Here is a 3,301-nt window from a genome sequence, read left to right as displayed (position 1 = left end):
GACACCTTCGGGTTGTGAGGTTAAGCGACTAAGCGTACACGGTGGATGCCTAGGCAATCAGAGGCGATGAAGGACGTGCTAATCTGCGATAAGCGTCGGTAAGGTGATATGAACCGTGATAACCGACGATTTCCGAATGGGGAAACCCAGTGCAATTCGTTGCACTATCGTTTGATGAATACATAGTCAAACGAAGCGAACCGGGGGAACTGAAACATCTCAGTACCCCGAGGAAAAGAAATCAACCGAGATTCCCCTAGTAGCGGCGAGCGAACGGGGAGCAGCCCAGAGTCTTAATCAGCATTAGCATCAGGAGAACGGTCTGGAAAGGCCGGCAGTAAAGGGTGATAGCCCCGTATCCGAAGGTGTTAGTGTTGTGAACTCGACGAGTAGGGCGGGACACGTGTTATCCTGTCTGAATATGGGGGGACCATCCTCCAAGGCTAAATACTCCTGATTGACCGATAGTGAACCAGTACCGTGAGGGAAAGGCGAAAAGAACCCCGGCGAGGGGAGTGAAATAGAACCTGAAACCGTGTACGTACAAGCAGTGGGAGCCCCACCACCAAAGCATTTTCTGGTGTTGAGGACAACTTTGAAGTGACATTCAACACGCGTTGGCGGAGCGTTTTTTGCGACGCCCAACACACAAAACAAGCAGTGAATGTGCTTTGGGGTGGGGTGACTGCGTACCTTTTGTATAATGGGTCAGCGACTTATATTCTGTAGCAAGGTTAACCGTATAGGGGAGCCGTAGGGAAACCGAGTCTTAACTGGGCGAATAAGTTGCAGGGTATAGACCCGAAACCCGGTGATCTAGCCATGGGCAGGTTGAAGGTTGGGTAACACTAACTGGAGGACCGAACCGACTAATGTTGAAAAATTAGCGGATGACTTGTGGCTGGGGGTGAAAGGCCAATCAAACCGGGAGATAGCTGGTTCTCCCCGAAAGCTATTTAGGTAGCGCCTCGTGAACTCATCTTCGGGGGTAGAGCACTGTTTCGACTAGGGGGTCATCCCGACTTACCAACTCGATGCAAACTACGAATACCGAAGAATGTTATCACGGGAGACACACGGCGGGTGCTAACGTTCGTCGTGAAGAGGGAAACAACCCAGACCGCCAGCTAAGGTCCCAAAGTCATAGTTAAGTGGGAAACGAAGTGGGAAGGCTCAGACAGCCAGGATGTTGGCTTAGAAGCAGCCATCATTTAAAGAAAGCGTAATAGCTCACTGGTCGAGTCGGCCTGCGCGGAAGATGTAACGGGGCTAAACTATGCACCGAAGCTGCGGCAGCGATATGTAAATATTGTTGGGTAGGGGAGCGTTCTGTAAGCCTGTGAAGGTGTGCTGTGAGGCATGCTGGAGGTATCAGAAGTGCGAATGCTGACATAAGTAACGATAATGCGGGTGAAAAACCCGCACGCCGGAAGACCAAGGGTTCCTGTCCAACGTTAATCGGGGCAGGGTGAGTCGACCCCTAAGGCGAGGCAGAAATGCGTAGTCGATGGGAAACGGGTTAATATTCCCGTACTGGTGATAATTGCGATGGGGGGACGGAGAAGGCTAGGCTATCCGGGCGACGGTTGTCCCGGTTTAAGGATGTAGGCAGGTGAATTAGGCAAATCCGGTTCACTATATGCTGAGGTCCGATGACGAGTCACTACGGTGATGAAGTAGCTCATGCCCCGCTTCCAGGAAAAGCCTCTAAGCTCTAGATTATCATTAATCGTACCCCAAACCGACACAGGTGGTCAGGTAGAGAATACTCAGGCGCTTGAGAGAACTCGGGTGAAGGAACTAGGCAAAATGGTGCCGTAACTTCGGGAGAAGGCACGCTGGCATTAGGTGAAGTGATTTACTCATGGAGCTGAAGCCAGTCGCAGATACCAGCTGGCTGCAACTGTTTATTAAAAACACAGCACTGTGCAAACACGAAAGTGGACGTATACGGTGTGACGCCTGCCCGGTGCTGGAAGGTTAATTGATGGGGTTATCCGTAAGGAGAAGCTCTTGATCGAAGCCCCAGTAAACGGCGGCCGTAACTATAACGGTCCTAAGGTAGCGAAATTCCTTGTCGGGTAAGTTCCGACCTGCACGAATGGCGTAATGATGGCCAGGCTGTCTCCACCCGAGACTCAGTGAAATTGAACTCGCTGTGAAGATGCAGTGTACCCGCGGCAAGACGGAAAGACCCCGTGAACCTTTACTATAGCTTGACACTGAACATTGAGCCTTGATGTGTAGGATAGGTGGGAGGCTTTGAAGTGTGGACGCCAGTCTGCATGGAGCCAACCTTGAAATACCACCCTTTAATGTTTGATGTTCTAACGTAGCCCCGTTATCCGGGGTGCGGACAGTGTCTGGTGGGTAGTTTGACTGGGGCGGTCTCCTCCCAAAGAGTAACGGAGGAGCACGAAGGTTGGCTAAGCATGGTCGGACATCATGCGGTTAGTGCAAAGGCATAAGCCAGCTTGACTGCGAGAGTGACGGCTCGAGCAGGTACGAAAGTAGGTCTTAGTGATCCGGTGGTTCTGAATGGAAGGGCCATCGCTCAACGGATAAAAGGTACTCCGGGGATAACAGGCTGATACCGCCCAAGAGTTCATATCGACGGCGGTGTTTGGCACCTCGATGTCGGCTCATCACATCCTGGGGCTGAAGTAGGTCCCAAGGGTACGGCTGTTCGCCGTTTAAAGTGGTACGCGAGCTGGGTTTAGAACGTCGTGAGACAGTTCGGTCCCTATCTGCCGTGGGCGTTGGAAGATTGAAAGGGGCTGCTCCTAGTACGAGAGGACCGGAGTGGACGCACCACTGGTGTTCGGGTTGTCATGCCAATGGCATTGCCCGGTAGCTAAGTGCGGAAGAGATAACCGCTGAAAGCATCTAAGCGGGAAACTTGCCTTGAGATGAGTCTTCCCTGACTCTTAAAGGGTCCTAAAGGAACGTTTAAGACTAAGACGTTGATAGGTTGGGTGTGTAAGCGTAGCGATACGTTGAGCTAACCAATACTAATGAACCGTGAGGCTTAACCTGACAACACCGAAGGTGTTTTAGAGAGATTATGTTGATTCAATAAGCGTGAGAAGCCGAAAGGTGAAGGACACAGCAGCTTGTTCGAGATTGATGTTCTGGTTTAGTGCACGAAAGTGAGATTAAACGGGAACACACAGAATTTGTCTGGCGGCAATAGCGCGGTGGTCCCACCTGACCCCATGCCGAACTCAGCAGTGAAACGCCGTAGCGCCGATGGTAGTGTGGGGTCTCCCCATGTGAGAGTAGGGAACTGCCAGACATTCAA

Annotated in this window: 2 rRNA genes; both read left to right on the top strand. The window is 51.6% G+C overall.

Annotated elements, in window-relative coordinates:
* The first annotated feature begins 18 nt into the window (after positions 1 to 18).
* Positions 19 to 3,036, top strand: a 23S ribosomal RNA gene (locus PR725_RS21795).
* 143 nt (positions 3,037 to 3,179) lie between these two features.
* Positions 3,180 to 3,295: ribosomal RNA gene (gene rrf, locus PR725_RS21790) — 5S ribosomal RNA — on the top strand.
* Positions 3,296 to 3,301: the final 6 nt, after the last annotated feature.

Source organism: Providencia sp. PROV255 (assembly GCF_028478065.1).
In the GTDB taxonomy this organism is placed as follows: domain Bacteria; phylum Pseudomonadota; class Gammaproteobacteria; order Enterobacterales; family Enterobacteriaceae; genus Providencia; species Providencia rettgeri.
Note: the sequence above shows the minus strand (reverse complement) of the source record. Positions and strands in the feature narration are given on the sequence as shown.